At 72.5% G+C, this 23439-nt stretch carries 21 protein-coding genes; 8 read left to right on the forward strand and 13 right to left on the reverse strand.

The genetic code is table 11. The annotated features are described in order from the left end of the window. Positions 1–398: 398 nt before the first annotated feature. The 7 genes from DV20_RS36775 to DV20_RS36805 all read right to left on the reverse strand — a co-directional run bounded on the left by DV20_RS36775 (position 399) and on the right by DV20_RS36805 (position 5632). Positions 399–608, reverse strand: coding sequence for a hypothetical protein (locus tag DV20_RS36775; RefSeq protein ID WP_043788003.1), 210 nt, complete (start codon positions 606–608; stop codon positions 399–401). Positions 609–717: 109 nt separating this feature from the next. After that, entirely contained in the window at positions 718–1596 is an 879-nt protein-coding gene (gene ku / locus DV20_RS36780; protein ID WP_043788005.1) for a non-homologous end joining protein Ku, read from the reverse strand. 86 nt (positions 1597–1682) lie between these two features. Further along, positions 1683–2909 (reverse strand): styrene monooxygenase/indole monooxygenase family protein, encoded by a 1227-nt coding sequence (locus DV20_RS36785; RefSeq protein WP_043788006.1) that lies wholly within the window; start codon positions 2907–2909, stop codon positions 1683–1685. A gap of 19 nt (positions 2910–2928) precedes the next feature. Further along, complete coding sequence (locus DV20_RS36790; RefSeq protein WP_043788007.1) at positions 2929–3555, reverse strand: GTP-binding protein; 627 nt, start codon at positions 3553–3555, stop codon at positions 2929–2931. Next, positions 3530–3916, reverse strand: a complete 387-nt coding sequence (locus tag DV20_RS36795) for a DUF742 domain-containing protein (protein WP_152603805.1) — start codon at positions 3914–3916, stop codon at positions 3530–3532. Before DV20_RS36795 ends, DV20_RS36790 begins: the two co-directional genes overlap by 26 nt. Positions 3917–3938: 22 nt before the next feature. Then, positions 3939–4376 (reverse strand): roadblock/LC7 domain-containing protein, encoded by a 438-nt coding sequence (locus DV20_RS36800; RefSeq protein ID WP_043788010.1) that lies wholly within the window; start codon positions 4374–4376, stop codon positions 3939–3941. Beyond that, positions 4373–5632 carry a sensor histidine kinase gene (locus DV20_RS36805; RefSeq protein ID WP_043788013.1) on the reverse strand — a complete coding sequence of 420 codons (1260 nt, stop codon included), beginning with the start codon at positions 5630–5632 and terminating at the stop codon, positions 4373–4375. Before DV20_RS36805 ends, DV20_RS36800 begins: the two co-directional genes overlap by 4 nt. Before the next feature lie 362 nt (positions 5633–5994). Here DV20_RS36805 and DV20_RS36810 point away from each other — a divergent pair, with 362 nt between their 5' ends. The 5 genes from DV20_RS36810 to DV20_RS36830 all read left to right on the forward strand — a co-directional run bounded on the left by DV20_RS36810 (position 5995) and on the right by DV20_RS36830 (position 13187). Beyond that, positions 5995–6663: a TetR/AcrR family transcriptional regulator gene (locus DV20_RS36810; protein WP_043788014.1), complete on the forward strand. Its 669-nt coding sequence runs from the start codon at positions 5995–5997 to the stop codon at positions 6661–6663. Then, positions 6657–8390 carry an ABC transporter ATP-binding protein gene (locus DV20_RS36815; RefSeq protein ID WP_043788016.1) on the forward strand — a complete coding sequence of 578 codons (1734 nt, stop codon included), beginning with the start codon at positions 6657–6659 and terminating at the stop codon, positions 8388–8390. The genes DV20_RS36810 and DV20_RS36815 overlap by 7 nt, the downstream gene beginning before the upstream one ends. Beyond that, on the forward strand, positions 8387–10399 hold the full coding sequence (locus DV20_RS36820) for an ABC transporter ATP-binding protein (RefSeq protein WP_043788018.1): 2013 nt from the start codon (positions 8387–8389) through the stop codon (positions 10397–10399). The genes DV20_RS36815 and DV20_RS36820 overlap by 4 nt, the downstream gene beginning before the upstream one ends. 102 nt (positions 10400–10501) lie before the next feature. Beyond that, positions 10502–11578, forward strand: coding sequence for a DNA polymerase ligase N-terminal domain-containing protein (locus DV20_RS36825; protein WP_043788019.1), 1077 nt, complete (start codon positions 10502–10504; stop codon positions 11576–11578). A 142-nt stretch (positions 11579–11720) separates the two neighbouring features. Beyond that, complete coding sequence (locus DV20_RS36830) at positions 11721–13187, forward strand: MFS transporter (RefSeq protein ID WP_043788020.1); 1467 nt, start codon at positions 11721–11723, stop codon at positions 13185–13187. A gap of 67 nt (positions 13188–13254) precedes the next feature. On the opposite strand, the gene DV20_RS36835 is transcribed toward DV20_RS36830, so the two are convergent. From DV20_RS36835 to DV20_RS36850, 4 genes are all read right to left on the reverse strand, one after another. Beyond that, positions 13255–13632, reverse strand: a complete 378-nt coding sequence (locus DV20_RS36835; RefSeq protein WP_043788021.1) for an SPW repeat protein — start codon at positions 13630–13632, stop codon at positions 13255–13257. A 91-nt stretch (positions 13633–13723) separates the two neighbouring features. After that, the gene (locus DV20_RS36840; RefSeq protein WP_084093850.1) at positions 13724–14233 is read right to left on the reverse strand and encodes a hypothetical protein; all 510 of its coding nucleotides are present in this window, start codon (positions 14231–14233) and stop codon (positions 13724–13726) included. A gap of 103 nt (positions 14234–14336) precedes the next feature. Then, positions 14337–17237, reverse strand: a complete 2901-nt coding sequence (locus tag DV20_RS36845) for an AfsR/SARP family transcriptional regulator (RefSeq protein WP_043788025.1) — start codon at positions 17235–17237, stop codon at positions 14337–14339. A gap of 104 nt (positions 17238–17341) precedes the next feature. Then, a complete protein-coding gene (locus DV20_RS36850) occupies positions 17342–18046 on the reverse strand; it encodes a DJ-1/PfpI family protein (protein ID WP_043788026.1) in 705 nt (234 codons plus the stop codon). Positions 18047–18144: 98 nt separating this feature from the next. On the opposite strand from DV20_RS36850, the gene DV20_RS36855 reads away from it, so the two are divergent. Beyond that, positions 18145–19122 (forward strand): GlxA family transcriptional regulator, encoded by a 978-nt coding sequence (locus tag DV20_RS36855; RefSeq protein ID WP_043788027.1) that lies wholly within the window; start codon positions 18145–18147, stop codon positions 19120–19122. A gap of 441 nt (positions 19123–19563) precedes the next feature. Beyond that, the gene (locus DV20_RS43490; RefSeq protein WP_326938520.1) at positions 19564–21192 is read left to right on the forward strand and encodes a YibE/F family protein; all 1629 of its coding nucleotides are present in this window, start codon (positions 19564–19566) and stop codon (positions 21190–21192) included. Here the strand turns inward: DV20_RS43490 and DV20_RS36865 are convergent. Further along, complete coding sequence (locus tag DV20_RS36865) at positions 21179–21808, reverse strand: hypothetical protein (protein ID WP_043788030.1); 630 nt, start codon at positions 21806–21808, stop codon at positions 21179–21181. The two genes, DV20_RS43490 and DV20_RS36865, sit on opposite strands and share 14 nt — an antisense overlap. Next, positions 21805–22377 (reverse strand): MBL fold metallo-hydrolase, encoded by a 573-nt coding sequence (locus DV20_RS36870; RefSeq protein WP_043788031.1) that lies wholly within the window; start codon positions 22375–22377, stop codon positions 21805–21807. Before DV20_RS36870 ends, DV20_RS36865 begins: the two co-directional genes overlap by 4 nt. A 148-nt stretch (positions 22378–22525) precedes the next feature. Here DV20_RS36870 and DV20_RS36875 point away from each other — a divergent pair, with 148 nt between their 5' ends. Next, complete coding sequence (locus DV20_RS36875) at positions 22526–23398, forward strand: peptidylprolyl isomerase (protein ID WP_043788032.1); 873 nt, start codon at positions 22526–22528, stop codon at positions 23396–23398. Positions 23399–23439: the final 41 nt, after the last annotated feature.

Below are 23439 nucleotides of genomic sequence, written 5' to 3' on the forward strand. Positions count from 1 at the left end.
CGGCGCACCGGGCCGTGGCCTTTTCACGTCGGGCGTCATCACGGTGAAAAGGTAAACGCCGAGCAAATTCCGCCGCGAGCACAATTTGCGCGGCGGAACGTTTCCGGCGTCGCGTCGGTTAAAAACCTACTGACGACTTCCCCGGTTACGTCAATCGTGAGCGCGCGCACCGGCGGACACCCGCACCGCGCGGGCGTGGCCCGGAACGAAAAGGGTCCTCCGGCTCCGAGGGGGAGGGAGAGCCGAAGGACCCCGTTAGTCGTAGCACATCGCCCGGCGGCTGTACACAGCTGCATACACGATCGTGTGACGGCCTGGCCGGCTTCCCGCCGTCGCGAAGGCCTCCCCGGCGGCTCGCGGACCCGGCCGGGACGGCCCGCGCGATCCTGGCGGGAGGCTCAGGAAGCCTGGCGCACCAGGGGTTTGCGGGACGAGTCCGCACAGCCGCAGCCACCGCCGACACCCCGGCAGTCGACGATCAGCGCGTGCCGCACGCGGTCGCCGTCCGCACAGGCCGGTTCGGTGCACTCGGCGAATCCGCCTTCCGGGTGCACCACCAGCGTGCCGTGGCAGTGATCGATCCCGGCGTCACAAGAAGCACAGTCCATGACCGGCCGCCTTTCGCGCGTGTGGACGACGTGTCCCACGGTAGGACCGGGAAGCGCGCGGGCGCGGGACTGCGGCGGCGTGTCGGCACGACCACCCGTCCGAGGCGGCTCAGGCGGGCTTCGGCGCCCGCTTGCGGGCGGCCGGCTTCTTCTTCGCCGGCTTGGCGTCCTCTTCGGACGCCTCCGAAGACGCCTCCGAAGAGGACTGACGCGACTTCTTCGCGGCGTCCACACTGGCCTGCAGCGCCGCCATCAGGTCGACGACGTCGGCCTTGGCGGTGACGGCGGCGGGCTTGGTCGTCTCGTCGCCGGCGACCTTGGCCTCGATCATCTCTTCCAGGGCCTCGCGGTAGTGGTCCTTGTACTTCTCCGGCTCGAACACCGGCTCGGCCAGCGAGTCGATCAGCGACCCGGCCATGGTGAGCTCCTGCGGCCGGATCTGCGGCGGGTCGTCCCGCAGGAACGGGAAGTCGGGCTCGCGGACCTCGTCCGGCCACAGCATCGTCGTCATCACCAGCACGTCGGCGTGCACGCGCAGCACCGCCATGCTCTCGCGCTGCCGGACCGCGACCTTCGCGATGGCCACCTGGCTCGACTTGTGCAGCGCGTCCCGCAGCACGACGTACGGCTTCACCGCGTTCTTCTGCGGCTCCAGGTAGTACGTCCGGTCGTACTGGATCGGGTCGATCGACTCCAGCGGCACGAACTCCAGCACGTCGATCGTGCGCTGGGTGGACAGCGGCAGCTCGGCCATCTCGGCGTCGGTGATCACCACCATCTCGCCGTCCGGCAGCTCGTAGCCCTTGGCGATCTCGGCGTACGGCACTTCCTGGCCGTCGATCGTGCAGAACCGCTTGTACTGGATGCGGCCGCCGTCGGCCTCGTGCACCTGGCGCAGGGAGACGTTCTTGTTCTCGGTGGCCGCGTACATCTGGATCGGAATGCTGACCAGCCCGAAGGACACCGAGCCCTTCCACATCGCCCGCATGCCCACTACCTCCGAGGTCCGCCTTCACGCTACGTGACAACCGTAGCCCGAATCGTCCCCCGGCGACAGTCCGCCGCGGCGTCGATCTAGACCTCTGCCAGGTATTTCTCCCAAAGTGCCGGATCCATGAACCAGTGCTGGAAGTCCGCCGGGTCGGTGAATCCGTTGGCGAACCGCCGGGCGACCGCGGGGTTCTCCCCCGCCACCCCGAGGATCTGGAGCACGTGCGGAGGCGGCGGCAGGAGGAGCGCGTTGGTCCATTCGGTCACGTGCCGGGCGTACTCCCAGTAGCGCTCGAACGTCGCTTCCATCCACCCGGCGTCGAACGGCCCGTCGCCGCGCTCGACGATCGCGTCGAGGTAGGTCGCCGCGCAGTGGCTGGCGTTGTTCGAACCCTGCCCGGTGATCGGGTCGTTCGCCACGACGACGTCGGCCATGCCCAGCACGATCGCCCCGCCCGGCAAGGTGCCGACCGGGTGGCGGACCACCGGCGTGTACCCGCCCGCCAGCGTCGCCTTCGCGTCGGTCAGCTCGGCGTCGCGGCAGCGCTCGTACTCCCACGGCACGAACCGCCGCATGAGGTCCAGCAGCCGCCGGAAGTGCTCGTCCGGGCCCGGGTGGTCGTCGAAGCAGTCCAGCGGCCCGCCGGGCACGCCTTCGAAGAAGAGGATGTCGCAGTTCCCGCTCAGCGTGTACGCCGGGATCATGAACAGCTCGCCGACGCCGGGGACGATGTTGAACCGGACCCCCATCTTGTCCGGGTGCTCCGGCCGGCGGCCCACCCCGTGGGCGTAGGCGAGCGACAGCGCGCGCATCGGCTGGGTGTACGGCGAGCGCTCGGGCACCCGGTCGAACAGCTGGACCAGCTCGCCCTTGCCCGCCGAGATGACCACCAGGTCGTAGAGCCGGGCCAGCGCGTCCAGTTCGGACGTCATCACGCCGTGGATGACGAGCTTGCCGCCCCGGTCCTCGAACAGCTCGAGCCAGCCGGCCATCTTCACCCGCTGGTCCACCGACTGGGCGGGGTGGTCCAGCTCGGCGAACCAGTCGAGCGCGCGGCCGCCGTCCGGCGCGGCCACCGAGACACCGAGGCCCTCGACGTTGACCGTCTCGGCCTCCCACAGGTTGATCCCGAGGTCGCGCTCGTGTTGCAGCGCGTCGTGGAACATGCACTGCGTCGACATCACCCGCCCGGACCGGATCTCCTCCGGCGTCCGCGCGGACATCACGGTGACGTCGTAGTCCTTCGCCAGCAGCCCGAGGGCCAGCTGCAGGCCGGACTGCCCGGCGCCCACGACCAGGACCTTGCGCATGGAGCTCCTCTTCCGGGGTTCAGGCGTGCGGGGCGCTGCCGGCGAGCTCGCGGCCCGCCGGGCCGGAGAGCACGGCCAGCGACAGCGTGTGGCCGACCAGTTCGGTCAGGGTGGCGATCGTCGACGCGCGGTCGCGGGCGTCGCAGGTGACCAGCGGGACGCTCGGGTCGAGCGCGAGAGCGTCCCGCACCTCTTCGAGGTCGTGCACCGGCATGCCTTCGAACTGGTTGACCGCGACGATGAACGGCAGCTCGGAGTCGTTCTCGAAGTAGTTGATCGCCGCGAACGACTCGTCGATCCGGCTCGTGTCGACCAGCACGACCGCGCCGAGCGCGCCGCGGCTGAGGTCGTCCCACAGGAACCAGAACCGCGCCTGCCCCGGCGTGCCGAACAGGTACAGCAGCAGGTCCGGGCGCAGCGTGATCCGCCCGAAGTCCATCGCCACCGTGGTGGTCGACTTGTTGCCCGGCGGCAGGTCGTCGACGCCTTCCCCGGCTTCGGTCATCCACGCTTCGTTGCTCATCGGCGGCACCTCCGACACCGCACCGACGAAGGTGGTCTTGCCGACACCGAAGCCCCCGGCGACGACGATCTTCGCGGAGATCGTCAGCAGATCGCCCTCAGGCGGGGAGCCGCTTGAGCCCATCAAGGATCCTCTCGAGCACGTTGGTGTCGTGGTGGTAGGCGTGCGCGGTGGGGTGGACGAACACCGCACCCTGGGAGGCGAGGTCGCCGAGCAGCACCCGCACGACGCCCAGCGGCAGGTCCAGCCCGACCGACAGCTCGGCCACCGAGCAGCGCACCCGGGCGCGTTCGTAGAGCGAGCGCGACTCGGGCATCAGCGTGTCGCTCAGCGCCGGGTCGTACTGCGGCACCGAGATCAGCGTCTCCACCAGCAGCTGGTGCCGCGTGCCGGTGCGGCCGCCGGTCAGCGCGTACGCGCGGATCCGGCGGTGCCGGCGCGGCAGGGTGGTGTCCGGCGGGTTGTCCGAAGGGGACACTGGCATCACATCCTGGTCGGGCACGGCATCACATCCGGGGCCGGCGCGCGGTCAGCACCTGCCGCAGCTCCGCGCGCACCTCGGGGGTGAGCGCGTGGCCGGCGTTGGTGATGAACTGGGTCATCTCGTAGGCGACCACCTTCATGTCCGCCTCGCCCGAGGTCAGCACCGCGAGCCCGGCGCCGGACCCGATGCCCATGAACAGGAAGTAGCCGTGGGTGAGCCGGATGATGATCTGCTCGCAGGCGCCCTTGCCGAACAGCGCCGCGCTGTTGCCGGCCAGCGAGAGCAGGCCGCTGGCGATCGCGGCGAGCTGTTCGGCCTCGGCCTCGCCGACCGAGTCCGAGGCGGTGAGCGGGAAGCCGTCCACGCTCATGATCAGCGCGTGGCTGACGCCGTGGACCTTGCGCACGAAGTCGTCGAGCAGCCAGGCGAAGTTCGCCGTGGCCGGTTGGGGGGCGGTCACCGGGTGGTTCCTCCGGGCGTGTCGTCCTGCCGGGTGCGGTTCTCCGCGCGCGCCGCCTGCTCGCCGTCGGCGAACGCGCCGAGGTCGGCGAGCAGCCGCTCGTGCCCGGCGGGGTCACCGGCCGGCGCGGACGGCGGGGGTGGTGGCGGTTCCGGTGCGGCCCCGCGGATGCTGCCGGGCACGCGGCGCGGCAGGCCGTTCGCCGTGGTCCCGCCGACGGTCCCGGCGACCGGGCGCGGCCGCGGGCTGGGCTTGCGCGGTGCCACCGGCTCCGGCGCCGTCTCCCGGGAGAAGGTGCCCGCCCGGCGGCGCGGCAGCCCGCCGACGGTGGCCGGCTCGCGGCCGGCGCCGGGCTTGACCGGTTCCACGGTGACGGTCCGCGTGCCCGACCAGGCGTGCTCGGCGAGCTCGGTGACGACGCCGGTGGGCAGCAGCACGGTGGCCACCGTGCCGTGCGGGCTGCGCCGGTCGAGCCGCACGGTCACGCCGTGCCGGGCGGCCAGGCGGGCGACCACGGCGAGCCCCATGTGCCGCGCCGAGGCGTCGTCGAGGTCGCCGCCCGCGGCCAGCCGTGCGTTGAGGTCCCCGATGCGGTCGGCGGGGATGCCGATGCCCTCGTCCTCGATCCGGACGAGGACGCTGCCCTGCTCGGTCAGGTGCGCGCTGACGTGCACCGGCGAGCTGGGCGAGGACTGGTTGGCGGCGTTGTCGAACAGCTCCGCCAGCACCCGGCCCAGGTCTTCGGCGGCGAACCCGACGATGCCGAGGTTGACCACGCGGCCGATGGTGATCCGGGCGTAGTGGTTGATCGACGACATCGCCTCGCGCATCAGGTCGAGCACCGACGTCGCGCGGGCGGCGTCGTCGGCGGTGTCCTGCCCGGCCAGCACGCGCAGGTTCTCGGCGTTGCGCCGCAGCCGCGTGGCGAGGTGGTCGAGCTGGTAGAGCTCGGCGAGGCGGTGGTGGTCCTCCTCCCCCGCCTCCAGCTCTTCCAGCCGCGCGAGGAGCTGGTCGAGGAGGTTGAGGTCACGCAGGGCGACGCTGGCGCAGATCTCGGCCAGCACGCCTTCGCCGGACGGCGCCGAGGGCTCCGGCTCGGCCGGCTCCGGCCGGGCCTGCTCCACGAACGCCGGGCCGGCCGCGGGCTCGTACCCGGGGTGCTTCGGCGGCGCGGTGAGGAACTGCGCGGCGGCGACGCGGGAGCGGTCCAGCAGGACGCGTGATCGATCCAGGAGTTCCCGGGCCCGGCTCGCCATGTGGTCCCACTTCTTCCTTGATCGGTTCGAAAACGACGGTGCTGCGAAACGACTGTGCCGCCGGACCCCGGCGGCGATGCGGGACATGCAAGCAGAAAGGTTCGTGGGATGTCCACACGCGGTCTTCGCACGATCGCGGTCCGTGATCACGATTTCGGAGCGTCGCTGCTGGTGAGCGCAGTGGATTAGGCCATTCGGTTCAATTTTGCAAATTGCGGGTCGCAACACTGCGCACACGGCCCCCGAACCCGCAGCTGAGGCGGGCCCTGAGCGCGAACGCCCTGGTCGTGCCCGATTTGTCGTAAACTTGCGTGCCACGCAATTTTTTGCGTGGCACGCAAGTTTTTCGCTACACTCTGCGCATGCCGCCGCAAGAACCACCGAAGCTGACGCTGCGCGAGCGGAAGAAGCGCGAAGCCCGCCGAGCCCTCGCCCAGGCCGCGTTGCGGCTGACGCTGGAGCGGGGGCTGGAGAACGTCCGGGTGGAGGACATCGCCCACGAAGTGGGTGTCTCCCCCCGCACGTTCAACAACTACTTTTCCAGCAAGGAGCAGGCGGTCTGTTCGGTGGTCGCCGACCGGCACGAGGGGATGCGCGAGGCCCTGCTCGCCCGGCCGGCGGGCGAGCCGCTCTGGGAGTCCGTCAAGCAGGCGGTCCTCGAGCAATATTCGCGTGATGGCGAGCCGGATCGCGCGTATGTTGCGCGTATCCGGGAGCTGATGGGCCAGCTCATGCTGCGTGGCGAGTTCCTGAACGCCCACGCGGCGGTCGAGCGGGTCCTTGCCGAAACGATCGCGAACCGGGTGGGCGGTGTGGACCACCTGCTGTGCCGGCTGATGGCCTCCTCGGTGGAAAGCGCCGTCCGCGTCGCCTTCGTCAACTGGTTCACCGAAGGCGAACCGCTCCTGCCGACCCTGGAGCGGCTGCTGGACGAGCTGGCCGCCGGGATGCCGACCCTGACCGGCGGCGGCACCGCACCGGAACCGAACCCGAACACCACCACCACTCCACTGGGGGAATCGTTGTGCTAGTCAAGCTCCTGCGCAGCCACCTGCGCCCGTACCGGGGCACCCTGTGGGTGATCGTCGCGCTCCAGCTGGTGCAGACGATCGCCATGCTCTACCTGCCGACGCTGAACGCCGACATCGTCGACAACGGCCTGATCAAGGGCGACATGCCCTACATCCTGCGGGTCGGCGCGATGATGCTCGCCGTCACGCTGGCCCAGATCGCCGGCTCGATCGGCGCGGTGTACTTCGGCGCGCGCACGGCGATGGCGATCGGCCGGGACATCCGCGCCGGGGTCTTCCACCGGGTGCAGGACTTCTCGGCCCGCGAGGTCGGCCAGTTCGGCACGCCGTCGCTGATCACCCGTACCACCAACGACGTCCAGCAGGTCCAGATGCTGGTGCTGATGACGCTCACGCTGATGGTGTCCGCGCCGATCATGTGCGTCGGCGGCATCATCCTGGCGCTGAACCTCGACGTCCCGCTGTCGTCGCTGCTGCTGGTCATCGTGCCCGTGCTCGCCGTCTCGGTCGGCCTGATCATCGCCAAGATGCGTCCGGCGTTCCGGCTGATGCAGGAGCGCATCGACCGGATCAACCAGATCCTGCGCGAGCAGATCATGGGCATCCGGGTCATCCGCGCGTTCGTCCGCGATTCCCGCGAGCGGCAGCGCTTCGACGTCGCGAACGACGAACTGCTCACCGTGTCGCTGCGGGTCGGGCGGCTCATGGCGCTGATGTTCCCGATCGTGATGCTGGTGATGAACGCCTCCAGCGTCGCGGTGCTGTGGTTCGGCGGGCAGCGGATCGACTCCGGCAGCATGCAGATCGGCGCGATGACGGCGTTCCTGTCCTACCTGCTGCAGATCCTGATGGCCGTCATGATGGCCACGTTCATGTTCATGATGGTGCCGCGCGCGGAAGTCAGCGCCGAGCGGATCAGCGAGGTGCTCGACACCCCGTCGAGCGTCCGGCCGCCGGTGTCGCCGATCCGCCCGGGCGCGGTGCACGGGCACCTGGAGCTCTCCGGCGTGGAGTTCCGGTACCCGGGCGCGGAAAAGCCGGTGCTGTGCGACATTTCGCTGGTCGGGCGGCCGGGTGAGACCACCGCGGTGATCGGGTCGACCGGAACCGGCAAGACCACGCTGCTCAACCTGATCCCCCGGCTGATGGACGCCACCGCCGGCACGGTGAAGGTCGACGGTGTCGACGTGCGCGACCTCGACCCGGACGTGCTCGCCCGCGCGGTCGGGCTGGTGCCGCAGAAGCCGTACCTGTTCGCCGGCACGGTGGCGAGCAACCTGCGCTACGGCAACCCGGACGCGACCGACGAAGAACTCTGGCACGCGCTGGAAGTGGCGCAGGGCAAGGACTTCGTCGAAGCGATGGCCGAGGGGCTCGACGCCCCGATCGCCCAGGGCGGCACGAACGTCTCGGGCGGGCAGCGGCAGCGGCTCGCGATCGCCCGGATGCTGGTGCACAAACCGGAGATCTACCTGTTCGACGACTCGTTCTCGGCGCTCGACTACGCGACGGACGCGGCCCTGCGCCGCGCGCTGGTGTCGGAGACGAAGGACGCGACGGTGGTCATCGTCGCGCAGCGGGTCAGCACCATCCGGAACGCCGACCGGATCATCGTCCTCGACGAGGGCCGCGTCGTCGGCACCGGCACCCACCACGAACTCATGGACGGCAACGAAACCTACCGGGAGATCGTGCTGTCCCAGCTCACCGAACAGGAGGCGGCGTGAGTACCACGGAATCGCCCGAAGCCGCCGTGACCGAAGCCGGGGAACGGCCGACCGCGCAGCGGCACAAGAACACCGGCGCCGCGGCCGCCGGACCGGCGGCCCGGTGGATGAGCGGCGGCGCACCGGCGGAGAAGGCACTCGACTTCAAGGGATCCCTCAAGCGGCTGCTGCGGCTGCTGCGCCCGCAGCGGGCGGCCCTGATCGGCGTCCTCGTGCTCGGCGCGGCCAGCGTCGCGCTGACCGTGATCGGGCCGAAGATCCTCGGCCAGGCCACCGACGCCATCCTCGCCGGCGTGCTCGGCAAGCAGGTGCCGCCGGGGGTCACCAAGGAGCAGGTCGTCGCCGGCCTGCGGGCCCGCGGCAACGGCACCCTGGCCGACATCTACAGCCGGGTCGACCTGGTGCCCGGCGTCGGGATCGACTTCGACAAGGTCGGCCAGATCCTGCTGACCGTGCTGGCCCTGTTCGTCATCTCGTCGTTCTTCGGGCTCATCCAGGCCCGGCTGACGACGACCCTGGTGCAGCAGGCGGTGTACCGGCTGCGCCAGGAGATCGAGGAGAAGTTCGCGCGGCTGCCGCTGAAGTACTTCGACCGCCAGCCGCGCGGCGAGGTGCTTTCCCGGGTCACCAACGACATCGACAACCTGGCGCAGTCGCTGCAGCAGACGCTGTCGCAGATCGTCTCGTCGCTGCTGACGGTGGTCGGCGTGCTGATCATGATGTTCCTGATCTCGCCGCTGCTGGCGCTGATCGCGCTGCTCACGGTGCCGCTGTCGGCGGTCGTGGCGGCGAAGGTCGGGAAGCGGGCGCAGCCGAACTTCATCAAGCAGTGGTCGACGACCGGCAAGCTCAACGCCCACGTCGAGGAGATGTACACCGGGCACTCGCTGGTCAAGGTGTTCGGCCGCCGCGAGGAGTCCGCGGCGATCTTCGACAAGCAGAACGAAACGCTCTACCAGGCGAGCTTCAAGGCGCAGTTCATCTCCGGGATGATCCAGCCGGCGATGATGTTCATCGGCAACCTGAGCTACGTGCTGGTGGCGGTGATCGGCGCGCTGCGCGTCGCGTCGGGCAACCTCACGCTCGGCGAGGTGCAGGCGTTCATCCAGTACTCGCGCCAGTTCAGCCAGCCGGTGACGCAGATCGCCAGCATGGCGAACCTGCTGCAGTCCGGGGTCGCTTCGGCCGAGCGGGTGTTCGCGCTGCTCGACGCCGAAGAGCAGGCACCGGAGCCGGCGAACCCGCAGCGGCCGTCGCCGGTGCGCGGGCGCGTGGAGTTCCAGGACGTCTCGTTCCGCTACCTGCCGGACAAGCCGCTGATCGAGAACCTCTCGCTGACCGTCGAACCCGGGCAGACGGTGGCGATCGTCGGCCCGACCGGCGCGGGCAAGACGACGCTGGTCAACCTGCTCATGCGGTTCTACGAGCTGGACGGCGGGCGGATCACGCTCGACGGCGTCGACATCGCGAAGATGAACCGGGAGGAGCTGCGCGACCAGACCGGCATGGTGCTGCAGGACGCGTGGCTGTTCGGCGGCACGATCGCGGAGAACATCGCCTACGGCGCGGACGACCCGAGCCGCGAGGAGATCGTCGAGGCGGCGCAGGCGACGTACGTGGACCGCTTCGTGCGGACGTTGCCGGACGGCTACGACACGGTCCTCGACGACGAGGGCGGCACGGTCAGCGCGGGCGAGAAGCAGCTGATCACGGTGGCGCGGGCGTTCCTGGCCAAGCCGGTCATCCTCATCCTGGACGAGGCGACCAGCTCGGTCGACACCCGCACCGAGGTGCTCATCCAGCGGGCGATGAACTCGCTGCGCAGCGGCCGCACCAGCTTCGTCATCGCGCACCGCCTCTCCACGATCCGCGACGCGGACGTCATCCTGGTGATGGAGCAGGGCCGCATCGTCGAGCAGGGCGATCACGAAACGCTGCTGCACAGCGGTGGTGCGTACGCCCGGCTGTACGCGGCGCAGTTCGCCGAAGCGATGGCGGAGACGGACTGACCCGTCCCGGACTCCCGTCTTGCGCACGACGGGAGTCCGGGCCGCCCGGCCGGGGCGGTAACCTGGTGGCTCACCGAGCGAAGTGGGGGTGCCGGTTCCGCGATGGCCGACCGACTCGACGAGTACCGGCGCAAGCGGCATCGCTCCCGCACACCCGAACCGTGGCCGGAAGGCCCGCCGGCACCGGGGAACGACGACCTCTTCGTCATCCAGGAACACCACGCCACCCGGCTGCACTGGGACTTCCGGCTGGAGCGCGACGGCGTGCTGGTGTCCTGGGCGGTGCCCAAGGGCCTGCCGCTCTCCCCCGGTGTCACGCGCCTGGCGGTGCACACCGAAGACCACCCCGTGGAGTACCTCGACTTCGAGGGCGAGATCCCGGCCGGCGAGTACGGCGGCGGGTGGATGGCGATCTGGGACACCGGCCGCTACGAAACCCTCCACTGGAACGACCACAAGGTCGAGGTCGTCTTCCACGGCGGCCGGGCGAAGGGCAAGTACCTCTTCCTCAACCGGCACAACCCCGAGGACGAGGGCGACTGGACGCTGCGCCGCCTCGACCCGGCCGACGACGGGCACGAGGACGCCCCCGAGTTCCTCGAGCCGATGGCCGCGGTCCCGGGCGAGCTGCCGCCGGCCGCCGGGGACGAAGACTGGGCCTACGAGTTCGACTGGGGCGGCGCCCGCACGATGCTCTGCGTGTCCGGCGGCCGCGTCAACGCGCACGACGACACCGGCGCCGACGTCACCGGGCGCTGGCCGGAGCTGCACAAGCTCGGCGAAACCCTCGGTTCGACCGAGGTCCTGCTGGACGGCGAGATGGTCGTGGTCCGCGACGGCCGCCCGGACCCGGCGGGCCTGCTCCAGCGCGGCCGCGCGGACGGCAACGACGCCAAGCGGATGGCCAAGCACTGCCCGGCGTTCTTCTTCGCCTACGACCTGCTGCACTACGAAGGCCGCGCGACGCTGGACCTGCCCTACCTCGAACGCCGGGACATGCTCGCCGACCTCGGTCTCTCCGGCGGCAACTGGCAGGTCCCGCGCTTCTTCCACGGCGGTGGCGAAGCCGTGCTGGCCGCGGCGCGGGAACACGGCCTCGGCGGCATCTACGCGAAACGCGCGGACAGCGAGTACCGCCCCGGCAAGGCCGACGGCGACTGGCTCAAGATCCCGACGTGAGCTGACGAAGCCGGAGCGAAACCGCACACGGGAAGAAATCACCGTGCAATCCGGAAGACGGAAGCGGGCCTGTCCCTCCGTACGGTCGACGCAGACCTACCGACCGCGGAGAAACACCCGGTTCCGCCCGAAGGAGAGAGCAGTGAACGTCGCCCAAGCAGTACCCGCATCGGTGGCGGCGGGTCTCGACCCGCGCCGCTGGAAAGCCCTCATTCTGCTCTGCACGGCCAACTTCATGGTGATCCTCGACGCGCAGATCGTCATCATGGGCCTGCCGTCGATCTCGGCGGACCTCAAGCTGTCGCCGGTCGCGGCGCAGTGGGCCCTCTCGGCCAACCTGCTGACCTTCGGCGGGTTGCTGCTGCTCGGCGGCCGCGCGGCCGACCTGCTCGGCAGGCGGAAGGTGTTCATCGCCGGCACCGCGTTGTTCCTGCTGGTGTCCCTGCTGTCCGGGTTCGCCTGGAACGCCGAGGTCCTGCTGGTGGCCCGTGCCCTGCACGGGGTGTCGGCCGCGTTGATGGCGCCGACCGCGTTGTCCATCCTGACCAACACCTTCCCCGAAGGCCGGGAGCGCAACAAGGCGTTCGCCACGTGGTCCGGGATCGCCTCCATCGGCGCGACCGTCGGCCTGCTGCTCGGCGGCACGCTCATCGACTGGCTGGGCTGGCAGTCGATCTTCTTCGTCAACGTCCCGGTCGCGCTGCTCATGCTGGTGCTGAGCCCGGTGCTGCTGCGCGAGAGCAAGGACGCGGGCAAGCAGCGGACGTTCGACCTCGCCGGCGCGGTCGCCAGCACCGCCGCGCTGGGCCTGCTCGTCTACATCCTCGTCGAGGCGCCCACCAAGGGCTGGGTCAGCTTCCACACCCTCGGCCTCGGCGTGGTGTTCCTCGTGCTGGTCGCGCTCACGCTGGTGATCGAGAAGCGCTCGGCGGCTCCGCTGGTGCCGCTGCGGCTGTTCCGGTCGCCCGCGCTGGTCGGCGGCAACGTCGTGACGGCGATCGTCGCGGCGCTCGCGTTCGGCATGTCCGTGGCGATCTCCCAGTTCTCGCTGGGCGTCCTGCACTACACCGCGCTCGAGTTCGGCCTCAGCCAGTCGGCGATGCCGATCGCGGCCGTGGCCGGCGCGTACCTCGCGCAGGCCGTGCTCAACCGCATCGGCATCCGCGCCGTCGCGGTCACCGGTGTGGTGCTGCTCGGCGCCGGGTGCTTCCTGCTGACCGGGATCTCGCCGACCGGCACCTACTGGGCCGACGTCTTCCCGGGCCTGGTCCTGTTCGGCCTCGGTCTCGGTGGCGGCCCGGTCGCGCTGGCGGCGGCGGCCCTCAACGGCATCGCCAAGCGCGACGCGGGCATCGCGTCCGGCTTCAACACCGCGGCGTTCCAGGTCGGCGGCGCGATCGGCGTCGCGATCGTCTCGACGATCATCGCCTCGCACATGGCGCAGGCGGCGACCAACCCGGCGGCGGTCATGGACGGCTTCACGCAGGGCTTCGTGGCGTGCGTGATCTTCGCGGCCGTCGGCCTGGTGCTGTCCGTGGCGCTGCTGCGCACGCGCGGTGGCCGTCAGCTGCAGGCGGTCCCGGAGCAGCGGACGCCTTCGGCGCACTGATCCACGGCGCGAAGACGGTCTTCCCGGTTCCGGCCGGGGAGACCGTCTTTTCACGTCCGGGCGGTGCTCAGCGCTCGCGGCGGAGGGCCACGACGCCGGCGACGACGACCAGCAGACCGGCCACGACGTTGCCGACGAACGCACCCGCCGACGGCGGGGTCTCCCCCGCGTGCCGCAGCAACCACGGCGAGACGGCCGCCCAGGCGCCGAGAACCGGCACCACCCAGCCGATCAGGGCCGACCGCCGGGTGGCCGCGCGGGTGATCGCCAGCGCGATCAGGACCAGGCCGACGAGGGTGTCGCTCAGTGCCAGGACGCCCGCGCCGCCGAAGCCGGTGAGCCACGGGGCCAGCACCAGGTAGAGCCCGGCGAGCAGGACCAGTCCGGCGGCCACGCCGATCACCGCCGTGCGGGTGCGGACGGCCGGGGTGCTGTGGGATGTCATCTCCTCACCTCCACCCGCAGAGGTACCCGTTCGTCGCACCCGGTAACCGGGGCCCGCCCGCCGCCCTCGGTGCCGGCGGGCCCCGGTCCGGTCAGCAACCGCAGGTGTAGTACGTGATGTCCCAGTGGTTGCCCTCGTCGCAGTAGAGGTTGCCGGAGGCCGCCTTCCACTGCGGGTAGCCGTCGCCGCGCAGGCCGGCGTAGCCGAAGCTGTTCTTGACGTAGGCGTCGATGCAGCTGTTGTGCGAGATGTCCACCTTGTAGCCGTTCCAATGGCTGTAGGTGCCGGACGCGTGCCCGGTCTCGGTACCGCCGGTGATGTTGATGGCGCAGCCGCTCGCGCGCTTCAGCGTGATCACGCCGCTGACGGTGCTCTGGTTGATCTGCTCGTACGACGTGCACGTCGAGTTGTAGCGGTCGGTGCAGCCCCCGCTCGACGAGTGCGTCACACCGGCCGCCGACAGCTGCGACGCGGCCTGCGCCTGGGTGAGCTTGGTGACCTCGACGGTCGCCGACGCGGTGCCGATGGTGGCGAAGACCGCCGTCGCGGCGGACGCGGCCAGCCCCAGTGCCACCCGCGCCAGCATCCGTTGTCCCGGCATGGGTTTCTTTCCTCTCCTGCGACGATCCGGACGCCGGTGAGCCAAATCGGGGCGGCCATAACTTCGCCAAACTCCCGGCGCCGGGCACCGCGCCGGAGCGTCGTCAGGTCCTGATCTTCGTCAAGACTTCACGAGTCCGGTCGCGGTCGGGGTACGCGCCGGTGACGGCGGTGAGTTCGCGCAGCGCCCGCAGCTCCCACAGCGGGAACCCGAGGTCCCGGAACAGCCCGGCCGAGGTGCGCAGCAGCCGCGCCGCCTCGGCGCCGGCGCCGTCCTCCGCCTGCGTCCGCCCCAGGCTGAGCAGCGCGTACCCGGCGCCGCGGCGGTCGCGCAGCTCCCGGAAGACCTCCAGGGCGAGCCGCAGGTGCCGCCGCGCGCCCGCCGGGTCGCCCGCGCGCCGGCGGGCCTCGGCGAGGCTGCGGTGGGTGTAGGCGGCCGCGTGCCGGTGCCCGATCTGCTCGAACAGCGCCAGCGACCGCGTCAGGAACCGTTGTCCGCCGTCGACGTCCCCGGCGTCGGTGTGCAGGTCGCCGAGGCTGCGCAGGACGTGCGCCTCCCAGTGCCGCTCGCCGGTGCGAACGGCCCCGCCGAGCGCACCGGTGAGCAGGTCGGCTGCCAGGTCCTGGCCACCGTGCCGACGCAGGACGTCGGCGTAGCGCTTGGCGGCCTGGTCGTGCCCGCGGCCGTCGTCGCAGTCCCTGGCCAGCAGCATGCTCGCCTCGAAGCTCTCGACCGCGCGCCGCACGTCGCCGACGTCCTCGGCCAGCGAGCCCAGCTGCGCCGCCGCGGCCGCCTGCCCGCGGCGGTCCCCGCACTCCCGCAGCAGCTCCAGTGCCTCCCGCAGCTCGGCCTCGGCGGTCCGCGGATCACCGCCGTCGAGGTGGACGTCGGCGAGCGCGGCCAGCACCGCGCCGGTGCCCCGGGGGTCGTTCAGAGCGCGGTAACGCTGTTCGGCCATGCCGAAGCAGGCCTGCGCGCGGTGCCGGTGACCGTGCTGCCAGTGCACCACGCCGAGGTTGTGGAGCTTCTCGGCCTCCGCGCGCGGGTCACGCCGCCGTCGGGCCGCGGCGAGCCCGAGCACCGACACGGCGTGGGCGGCGTGGCCGAGCCACGGGGTGCCCGCCAGCGCGGTGCAGGCGTCGGCGAGCCGTTCGGTCAGCTCGTGCCAGCCGTGCGCGCCCGCCAGCCGGGCCGCGGCGGTGAGGTGGCCGGTCTCCTCGGCCGCCCAGGCCCCCGGACGGCCTCGCGCGTGTCCGGCGTGCACCAGCGCGGCCTCGCACGCCCGGCGCAGCGCGGCCTCGTCGGTGTCCGCCGGGTGTTCGGCCAGCACCAGCCGCACGAACGGGGGCACCGTCCACCGGCCGTCCCCCGCCGGGTCCAGCAGGTGCGTGGCGGCCAGGCCCTCGAGGCGGGCACGGGCTTCGGCGAGGGGCCGGTCGAGCAGCGCCGCGGCGCACCGGTCCGGGACGGCGGCGCCGAACGCGGCGAGCAGCCGCAGCAGTGTCACCTCGGCGGCGGACCGCTCGCGCAGCGCCGACGTCACCGCGGCGCGGACGCCCAGATCGCCGGCGGTCAGCTCGTCGAGCCGGCGGCGGTCGTCGGCGAGCCGCGCGGCGAGGTCGCCGACGCGCTGGTTCGGCCGCGTCGCGAGCTTGACGCCGGCGATCCGGACGGCGAGGGCGAACCCGGCGCAGTGGCCGAGAAGCCGGTGCGCCGCTTCGGGTTCCGTTCGCAGCCGGGACTCCCCCGCGATCGCCGCCAGCAGCGCCCATGCGTCCTCTGTGGACAGTGACGGCACCGGGACCGCCCGTGCCCCGCACAGGCCCGGCAGCTCCCGGCGCGTGGTCACGAGCGTGGCGCAGCCGGGCCCGCTCGGCAGCAGGGCACGCACCTGGGCCTCCGAAGCGGCGTCCTCGAACAGCACGAGCAGCCGCCGGTCGGCGGTGTAGCCGCGCCAGAGCCCGGCCAGCCCGGCGCGGTCGGCCAGTTCGGCGGGGGTCGCGCCGAGCCGGCGCAGGAAGCCCGTCAGCACGGCCGCCGGCTCGGCCGGTGTCCCGTCCGGGGCGCGCAGCGCGGCGGTCAGCTGGCCGTCGGGGAACCGGCGCCGGGCCCGCCACGCGGCCTGGACCGCCAGCGCGGATTTGCCGGCACCGGCGGCGCCGTGCAGCACGACCGGGGCCGGGCTCCGCAGCGCGCGGGCGACGACGGCGAGCTCGGCCGCCCGGCCGGTGAAGTCGGGCACGGCCGGCGGGAGCTGCGCGGGCGGCCCCGGCGTCGTCCATTCGGTGCCGGCTATCCGGCGGTACACCGCGACCAGGTCGGCGCCCGGCCACACCCCGGCTTCGTCCCACAGCGCCCGCCGCGTCCGGCGGAGCACCTCGAGGGCCGATTCGCGGCGGCCCACCGCGCCGAGCGCGGCGGCCAGCCGGGCGGCGAACCGCTCGTCGGCGGGCCGCGCCGCGACCACCGGGCCGAGCCGCTCGACGACGGACCGGCCGTCGCCGTCGGCGAGTTCCAGCTCGACCAGCTGCAGCAGCGCGGCCGACCGCCGGTCCTCCAGCCACAGCTTGTGCGCTTCCAGCAGCGGGCCGCCCGCGACGTCGGCGAAGGCGTCGCCCCGCCAGCACGCCAGTGCCCGTTCGAGCGCGCGGCGGCGCTGCGCGCGGTCGTCGGCGCCCGCGGCGAGCAGGGTCACGAAGTCGTCCGCGTCCAGCTCCCCCGGCTCGACGGTCAGGGCGTACCCGCGTGGGCCGGACCGCAGCCGCTGCCCGGCCTCGGCGGCGCCCAGGCCGGGCGAAAGCGTCTTGCGCAGCTTCGACACGGTGACCTGCACGATCGCCGCGGCGCTCGGCGGCGCGCCGTCCGGCCACAGTTCGTCGACCAGGGTGTCGCGGCCGACGAACCGGCCGGCGCGGGCGAGCAGGACGGCGAGCAGCCGCCGCGGCTGGGCCGCCGACGGCAGCGGGACGGAGGCCGTCAACGGGCCGAGGACCTGGAACCGCACGGCTACCCACCCCACCCGGGAAATCACCTGATCGAGCGAGCTGAATCTAACCGCGCGGCGCAGCCGGGGAACCCCGCTCACCCGGATGGCCGACGACGTTCGCCTCAGGCGTGGGCGAGCAGCTTCGCCAGCAGTTCCGGGTGCCGCGCCAGTCCTTCGCGCAGTGTGTGCTCCCGCAGCGGCTTCAGGTCGCCGTACGGCTGGTTCGCCCAGTCCAGCGCGCCCTGCGGGGGCTCGGGGTCGTACTCGATGGCGAACTGGATGGTCGTCGCGACCTGCCGTCCGGCCAGCCGTTCCACCAGGTGCAGGGCCAGGTCGATGCCCGCCGAGACGCCGGCGGCGGTGATCACCGGGCCGTCCTCGACCCAGCGCCGGGCGACCGGGGTCGCGCCGAGCGCGGTCAGCAGGTCGCGGAACATCCAGTGCGTCGTCGCCTGCCTGCCCTCCAGGAGCCCGGCCGCGCCCAGGACGAGCGAGCCGGTGCAGACCGACGTCACCAGCTCGGCGCCCGCGGCCGCAGTGCGCAACCAGGCGAGGAGGCGCTCGTCCGCCATCGCGTGCAACGTCGGCACGGTGCCGCCGGGTACCAGCACCGCGAAGGGCGACGGCACTTCGTCGAACGTGTGGCTCGGGGCGATTCGCAACGGCGTGTCGGTGCCGACGGTGTCCCGGGTGGCACCGACCACGACGGTCCGGTAGCCGGGGTTCGCCTGGGCCAGCCCGCTCAGCACCTGCAGCGGGCCCACCAGGTCCAGCGGCGTCAGGCCGGGGTACACGACGAAGGCGATGGTCTTCTGCGCATCGGTCATGCCGTTCACCGTGGCGTCCGGGCGGTCCCCGGGCGGCGCGGATGTCCGGATTCCTGCGAACCACGTCCGAGCGCCGGTCGGGCTGCTAGCGTTCGATCATGCCAGGCTCACCCAGACGGGTCGCGATCGTCGGTTACGCCGACGCCGAGCTGCTGGACATCGCCTGCCCCGCCGATGTGTTCGACGCCGCCAACCGGCTCGGCGCGCGCCCGCCGTACGAGCTGCAGCTGGCCTCGGTCGACGGCCACGGCATCCGCACCGGCTCCGGGTTGACGCTGCAGCCGCACCTGCGGCTCGACCAGGTCGCCGGCGACCTGGACACGCTGGTCGTCGCGGGCGGCTGGGGCAGCACGGCCGCGGCGGCCGACGAGCGCGTCCTGGCCCACGTCCGGCGGCTCGCCCGCACCAGCCGCCGCGTCGCGTCGGTGTGCACGGGCGCGGAGGTGCTCGCGGCGGCGGGACTGCTCAACGGCCGCCGCGCGACGACGCACTGGCGCTACGCGGCCCGCCTGGCCCGGGACTACCCGTCGGTGACGGTGGACCCGGTCCCGCTGTACGTCCGCCACGGCAACGTCTACACGGCGGCGGGCGTGACCAGCGGCCTCGACCTGACACTTTCGCTGGTGGAGGCGGACCACGGCCCGTCACTGGCCCGCGAGGCGGCCCGCGCGCTGGTGACGTACCTGCAGCGGCCGGGCAACCAGGCCCAGGTGAGCCTGTTCCTCACCGGGCCGCCGCCGGAGCACCGGGAGGTCCGCGACCTCACGGCCTACATCGCCGAGCACCTCGACGCCGACCTCGGCACCCCGGCCCTGGCGGCCCGCGCGGGGATCAGCACCCGCCAGCTGACCCGGTTGTTCGACGCCCACCTGGGCACCACCCCGGGCCGCTACGTCCGCACGATCCGCACGGAACACGCGGCCCGCCTGCTGTCGGGCACCGACCTCCCGCTGGCCACGATCGCCCGCCGCTGCGGCTTCGGCTCGACGGAAACGTTGCGCCAGGCCTTCCTCGACCACTTCGACACCCCGCCGTCGGCCTACCGCCGCGTCCACGTCCGCCAGGCCTACGGCTGATACCCCTCCCCGCACGCGTGATGCCCCGCTGATCACGCGTGAAGCCCGCTCGATCACGCGAGAAGCCCGCTGGGTCACGCGAGTCCGGCGCATCGGGACGAACCGGGCCGTCGGCGGCCCCTCGCACGGGGTGCGGATTCCCGCTGTCAGGATGTGCGGGTGGACCGCCCCGACCTGGACGACGACGCGACCGGCCCGATTCGCCGGATCACGGACGAGGTGTCCCCTTCCCCGGCCCGCGGCACGTCCGGAACGCCGGGAACGCCCCGGAAGCCCGCCCGCCGCACGCCGCCGGAGGACGCCCGCCGGGCGGCCGATCCCGCGCGCCGCCGGACCGGCAGCGGGCCGCAGCGGGCCGCCCACAGCGGATCGCTGCCGCTCCCGGCCGAGAACGGCCGCCCGGAGGCCCGGCGCCGCCGCGGCGACACCGGGCCGCAGCCGATCCCCGGCGGCGAGCAGCCGGGCAGCCCGCGCCGCGGCGACACGGGACCACAACGCGCCGCAGCGGACGGCGACCGCCCCGCCGCTCGCCGCGGCGACACGGGACCACAGCGGGCCGCGGCCGAAAATGACCGCTCAGCCACCCGCCGCGGGGAAACCGGGCCACAACAGCTCCCGGCCGACAGCGACCGCCCAGCGCGCCGCGGCGACACCGGACCACAGCAGCTCCCGGCCGACACCGACCGCCCAGCGCGCCGCGGCGACACCGGACCACAGCAGCTCCCGGCCGACACCGACCGCCCAGCGCGTCCCGGCGACACCGGGCCACAACGGGTTCCCGCCGAAACCGGCGCCAGGCCCCGCCGCAAGGTCCCCGAAAGCGCGGAAGCGCCCACCGGGCACGGCCACGGCCATGGCCACGGGCACGGCCCCGCCGCCCCGGCGTCCAAGCGCGTGCGGCTGCTCCTGATCTGGCTGCTCGCCCCGCTCGCGCTCGCCACCGTCGTCGGCATGGTCGTCCTCTACCCCTGGGGCAAGGCCGCCCCGACCAGCGTCATCCCGCAGGGCACGCCGGTGCACGCCGACATCCGGGCCACCGCCAGTGGTCCCTGCCTCGCCCAGGGCCAGGTGCAGGTCGGCGACCAGGCCGACCCGAACGCGAAACCCTGCCTGACCGTCGATCTCACCATGACCGACGGGCCCGCCTCCGGGAAACCGCTGCGGCTGACCGTGCCCATCGAGCCCAGCACCCCGCGCTTCACCACCGGGGACGCCGTCGTCCTCGCCTACAACAACGGCAACCCGAACGATCCGGCCAGTTTCCAGCTCGTCGACTTCCAGCGCGGCACGCCGCTGCTCGTGCTGGCCGCCCTCTTCGCCGTCGCCGTGCTCGTGCTCGGGCGGTGGCAGGGCATCGCCGCGCTCGTCGCGCTCGGGCTCTCCTTCGTCGTCATCGCGCTGTTCATCCTCCCCGCCATCCTCGCCGGCGAAAATCCCCTGGTGGTGGCCATCGCCGGCGCCGGCGCGATCATGTTCATCGCCCTCTACCTGACGCACGGGCTCTCCGCGAGGACGTCGGCGGCCGTGCTCGGCACGCTCGTCAGCCTCGCCCTCATCGGCGTCCTGTCCGCGATCTTCTCCGCCGCCGCCTCGCTGACCGGGCTCGACGACAGCACCTCGACGCTCATCGGCTCCCTCGGCCACGGCATCGACGCGCGCGGGCTGCTGCTCGCCGGCGTCGTCATCGGCGCCCTCGGCGTGCTCGACGACGTCACCGTCACCCAGACCAGCGCGGTCTGGGAACTGCGCCGCGCCAACCCGGACCTGACCTGGCGGGAGCTGTACCGCTCCGGCCTGCGGATCGGCCGCGACCACGTCGGCTCGGCCGTCAACACCCTCGTGATGGCCTACGCCGGGGCCGCGCTGCCGGTACTGCTGTACTCGTCGATCTCCGGCGTCGGGCTCGGCGCGCTGCTCGGCAGCGAGGACATCGCGCAGGAAATCATCCGGACGCTCGCCGGCAGCGTCGGCATCGTCGCGGCCGTCCCCGTGACAACCGTCCTGGCCGCGCTCATCGCCTCCCGCGAGCCGGCCGCCCACCTCGTCACGGGGAAACTCAGTCCAGCGTAGCCACGAACCGGCTGACCGCTTCCATCGTGAAGCGCTGCACGTACTTGCCCGACGGGGCCACCGACGCCAGCCGGTAGAGCGGGCGCTCGGCCACGCCGCCCCCGCGGGCCTCGGCCTTCAGCTCGGCGATCAGCAGCTCGCCGAACACGAGGCCGTTCGCCTCGGTGTTGTTCATCAGCGCGTTCGCGAGCTTCCGCAGCGGCAGGATGCCCAGCTCGCGCCCCCCGGTCCCGGAGAACACCGCGAGGTCCACCTTCGCCACCTTGCCCCGCTGGCCGGCGTTGACCAGCAGGCTCACCGTGCGGCTGCCCCGGACGTCGCCGACGACGAGGTCGAGGCGGGTCGCGGCCGTCAGGTCGACCCGGCGCAGCCCCCACGTGCGCACGAGCAGCGTCGAGCCCTCCAGCCAGACGCGGCGCCGGATGCTCACCGCCATCACGTACAGCAGCGGCAGGGCGATCACCAGCGCGACGACCAGGCCGGTCACCGTGCCGCCGATCAGGCCGGCGATCCCGCCGAACGCCGCCGCGACGATGACCACGCCGATCAGGCCCGAGATCCCGCGGCGACGGCGTCCGCGCGGGTCCTCCTCGAACAGCGCGATGCGCTCGGTCACCGTCCCGCTCCCGTCCCGGCGAGGAACGGGTTGCCCGCGCGTTCCCGGCCGATCGTCGTCGCCGGGCCGTGGCCCGGCAGCACCACCGTGTCGTCCGGGAACGCCGCCAGCACGTCCCGCACCGCCTCCGCCACGTCCCCGCGGCCGACCGAGCCGGCGAACAGCGTGTCGCCGGTCAGCGCGAGCCGGCCGCCCTCGGGCGTCGCCAGGCCCAGCACCACCGATCCCGGGGTGTGCCCCGGCACGTGCCGGACTTCGACGTCCAGGCCCGCGTACGCGCCGGAGGTCAGGGGCACGCTGTCGCCGTCGTACAGCCGGGTGTCGCCCGGGTGCAGGTGCAGCGGGACGCCGTGCTCGGCCGACAGAGCGGCCGCCGAGGCGACGTGGTCGGGGTGCCCGTGGGTGGCCAGCAGCGCGGCCGGCACCAGCCGGTGCTCGGCGAGCGCGGCGGCCAGCGGCGCGGCCGCCTCCTGCCCCGGATCCACGACCACGCACGGCCCGCCGGCGGCCGCCGCCAGCAGGTAGCAGTTGGCCTGCAGCGGGCCGCTGCCGAACCCGACGACGAGCACCGAACGCCTCCCCGGACTTCCGCGCCGGATGGCGCCGATCACGATCGGGTTGAGACTAGCGGGCCCTGTACATGGTCCTCACAGGCTGTGCCCATACACTGCCGCTACCTCAGACGTGTGACACGAGCGGAAACCTGGAGGGTACGGGGTGGCGACCAACCAGCAGCGCCGCGAAGCTGCGAAGCGCAAACTCGAGCGGCAGCTCGAGCGCCGAATGGAGCAGCAGAAGCGACGCCGGATGATCGGGGCTGGAGTGGTCGGCGTGGCCGTCCTCGTCGTCGCCGGTGTCGTGGTGTGGATCGTGAGCGCGAACAGCGGCGACAGCACGGACACCGCGGCCTCGTCCTCGGCCGCCCCGCCGCCGACCGAGATCCAGATCCCGACGCAGCGCACCGCGCTGCCGAAGCGCGCGACGCCGCTGCCGAACCCGACGACGTGCGACTTCAAGGCGGACTCGACGGGCAAGGCGCCGAAGAAGGTGAACCCGCCGGACGGCAAGAACGTCCCGTCGACCGGCACGGTGAACGTGACGCTCAAGAGCACCGCGGGCGACATCCCGCTGACGCTCGACCGCGCGCTCGCCCCCTGCGCGGTGCAGAGCTTCATCAGCCTGGCCAAGCAGAACTTCTACAACGACACCATGTGCCACCGCCTCGGCACCGAGGGCCTGCAGATGCTGCAGTGCGGCGACCCGGCGGCCACCGGCGACCCGACCACCGACGGCCAGGGCGGCCCCGGCTACACGATGCCGGACGAGGCGTTCCCGGAGATCAAGTACGGCCGCGGCATCCTCGCCATGGCGAAGACGCAGGCCCCCAACTCGGGCGGCAGCCAGTTCTTCATGGTCTACGGCAGCGCCGACGGCCTCCCGGCGGACTACTCGGTGTTCGGCAGCATCACCGACGAGGGCCTGAAGGTGCTCGACGCGGTGGCGAAGGCCGGCATCGCCAACCCGAACCCGCAGGACGGCACCGGAGCGCCGACCAAGCAGGTGAAGTTCACCGGCGTCACCGTCCAGTAGCAACAGCCGCGAACAGCCCGGCCCCGACGTGATCCGGGGCC

This window comes from Amycolatopsis rifamycinica (genome assembly GCF_000695625.1).
Taxonomy (GTDB): Bacteria; Actinomycetota; Actinomycetes; order Mycobacteriales; family Pseudonocardiaceae; genus Amycolatopsis; species Amycolatopsis rifamycinica.